Source organism: Pseudonocardia sp. NPDC049635, from assembly GCF_040659795.1.
Taxonomy (GTDB): domain Bacteria; phylum Actinomycetota; class Actinomycetes; order Mycobacteriales; family Pseudonocardiaceae; genus Pseudonocardia.
On the sequence record NZ_JBFAON010000021.1, the window covers coordinates 1 to 3,173 of the forward strand.

At 74.3% G+C, this 3,173-nt stretch carries 2 protein-coding genes; one reads left to right on the plus strand and one right to left on the minus strand.

Translation table 11 applies throughout. From position 1 onward, the window contains the following. On the plus strand, positions 1-261 hold a 261-nt coding region (locus AB0J24_RS21800; protein WP_358684124.1), incomplete at its 5' end, for a hypothetical protein. A gap of 57 nt (positions 262-318) precedes the next feature. Here the strand turns inward: AB0J24_RS21800 and AB0J24_RS21805 are convergent. Further along, positions 319-3,173 (minus strand): P-loop NTPase fold protein (locus tag AB0J24_RS21805; RefSeq protein ID WP_358684126.1); only part of this gene is annotated, 2,855 nt, incomplete at its 5' end.

Sequence of the window (3,173 nt, forward strand, 5' to 3'; positions counted from 1 at the left end):
CCCGCCGCAGTAGCGCAGCTCGTCGCCGCGGTCGAGTCCGCGGCCGCACGGTGGGATCAGCTGCTCGCGCAGCTGTCCGCGCACGTCACCGGCCACCTCCCCGAGGCGTTCACCCTCTACGACGACCGTGGTGACCGGTCGGGGGCCGACACCTGCCGGGAGATGGCCGGGGCGCTGGACCAGGCCCGGGTGGCACTCGGCCCGCTCGTGACCGCACTCGCCGCCGCGGCACGGGCCAGCGACCACCTCGGCCACCACTGACAGAGCTGCCGACCCCCGGCGACGGGGCCCGGCTGTGCCGGAGCCCGCGGCCGTGCCCTATGCGAGGGGTGGGCGGAGTCGGGGTGGGGGCACGAACAGGTCGTAGGTCTCGAAGCTGTAGCGGGCCACGGCGGGCGCCCAGCGCTGGTAGGTGCGGGTGGCGGTGTGGACGGGACCGGCCTGGGCGAGCTGGGTGAGGGTATCGCGCAGGTAGTGCGCGGCGGGGTTGGTGATCTCGGCCAGGGCATCACCGATGTTCTCGCCGGTGGCGCGGGGCAGCTGGCGGATCAGGGGCGCGGCGGCGCCGGGGACGCTGATGATGGTGGCCAGCAGCAACCCGGCCGCCTGGAAGGGTCCGCCTTGTTCGTCGCCGAGGAACTCCTCGATGTCGGTGAGGGGGACGCCGATGCGGAGCAGGCGGTAGATGTTGCTGAGCTTTTTCACCGAGCGCGGGGTGGGCAGGTACTCGGCCAGACGGGCCAGGAACTCGATCTCGCGAGGATCGAGCTGCAGCCGCACGAGCGCTCCACCCACGAACCGCGGACCAGCCGACCGCTGTGCCGGCGTCGGCGGCTCGGGTCGTGACGGTTGGCGGGTGGGGCCGCGTGACGGCCGGCCCGTGACCGGCCCCTGGGGGCTGGGCGCTGTGCTGGCCGGGGGCGGGGTAGCGGCGCGGTCGGCACCGGGCCCGGGTGGTTGGGGGGCGCGCGGCGTGGCGGTCGGGTCCGCGGTGGGGAGCAGGTCGCGGAGCATGTCGGCGGCGCGGGACTGCATCGGGGCCATGGCGTAGGGGAGATGGAAGATCTTGTCGAGGTAGTCCAGGACCCCACCACGCCCGGCCCGGACCGCCCCCACGAGATCACCGGAGTCCTCGGGCAGGTCTGCAGCCGTGGTGATGGTGGTGGGTGTGTCGGTGGGGGTGAGCAGGTCGCCGTGGTGGTGGGTCAGGGCGCGGAGCAGCCAGCGCGGGTCGACGGCGACCACGACCAGGAACAGTCGCATCGTCAGCAACAGGTTCACCGCTTGGAGGACCTCGGCGCCCCGGGCCGGGGAGCAGCGATCGAGGTCGTCGACGTAGAGGATGATGCGCCACGGCCCACCCCGATCGTTCTCGGTGGCGGTGAGTGCGTCGGAGAGCGCGCGCAGGTCGCGGTGGATCCGGCCGGTCAGCCCGCGGTAGGACTGGTAGCGCTCGCCGTCGGCGAGCTCGCCCAGTAGCCGGTCCAGCCGCCGGCTCGGATCCAGCCGCTCCAGCCGGGCCTCGAGGGTCTCGATCTCGGCCTGTCGCTGGTGCCGACGTTCGAGCAGCCGCTTGCGGGCGGTGTCGGTGTGCTCGGTGGCGACCCGCCACACCGTACGCAGCCGGGTGTAGACCAGCCCGGCGGCGGCGGCGAGCGGGCCCACCCAGCCGACAGTGGTGACGAGCTGGGCCCAGACACCAGTCAGGTGCGGTTCGGCCAGCAGGGACAGGGCCACGGCAGCGACCGCCACCGCCACCCACGCCAACGACGCCCACGCACCCTGGGCCCGCAGCTCACGTCCGGCGTCCGTACCGGCCGCGCGGGCGACCAACCAGCTCCGGTGGATCTGCCCCAGCCATCCCCACCACCCCCGCTCCGGATCGAGGCGGTCGATCTCGGCCAGGACCTCCTCGTGGCGGGCCTGTTCGGCCTGAGCCGAGGCCAGGCGGGTCTCCAGATCCTCCAGGGCGGCCTCGTCGGGTCCGGCCGGGGCCGGTGTCGCGGGCCGCAGCTGATCGAACAGCTGCTCGATCAGCCCGACCCACAGCTGGTCGTCGCTGTAGTGCCAGGCGTTGAACTGCACCTGCCGGATCTGCCCCACATAGGCGACCGGGTCGCTGCCGGCCAGGCCTTCGACGTGGCGGGCCAGGTGATGGATGAACGTCGACTTGCCCGAGCCCCAGTCGCCCATCACCGCCACCGACAGCGGTGGGCGGGTCGCCACCCCGGCCAGCAACGCCGCCAGCGTCGCCACATCCCGGGTGATTCCGAGCCGATCCTGCTCGGCCTCGGCGTCGGTCACCATCTCCGCCACCGGCGCCCGGGCCCCCGGAACAGACCACACCCGCACCGTCCCGTCGTCGCCGGCGGTGATGATCTGGGTGCCGTCCGGGGTCACCGCCACCGCCAGCACCGGCCCGTGGTGGCCGGTGAGGGGTTCGCCGACCGGGGTGCGGGTGGCCAGGTCCCACACCCGCACCGTCCCGTCGGAGCCGCCGGTGATGATCTGGGCGTCGCCGTCCGGGGCCACCGCCACCGCCCGTACCGGCCCGTGGTGGCCGGTGAGGGGTTCGCCGACCTGGGGTACCGTTAAGGAGCGGACCTGGGGGCCGACCGGGGTGCGGGTGGCCTGGCCCCACACCCACAGCCACACCCGCACCGTTCCGTCGTCGCCGGCGGTGATGATCTGGGTGCCGTCCGGGGTCACCGCCACCGCCCACACCGGCCCGTGGTGGCCGGTGAGGGCGTCGCCGACCGGGGCGCCGGCCGGGGTGCGGGTGGCCCGGTCCCACACCCTCACCGTCGCGTCGTAACCACCGGTGATGACCTGGGCGTCGTCCGAGGTCACCGCCACCGCCAGCACCGCCCCGTCGTGGCCGGTGAGGGGTTCGCCGACCGGGGTGCGGGTGGCCAGGTCCCACACCCGCACCGTCCCGTCGTAACCACCGGTGATGACCTGGGCGTCGTCCGAGGTCACCGCCACCGCCAGCACCGCCCCGTGGTGGCCGGTGAGGGGTTCGCCGACCGGGGTGCGGGTGGCCAGGTCCCACACCCGCACCGTCGCGTCGGAGCCGCCGGTGATGACCTGGGCGTCGTCCGAGGTCACCGCCACCGCCAGCACCGCCCCGTGGTGGCCGGTGAGGGGTTCGCCGACCGGGGTGCGGGTGGCCA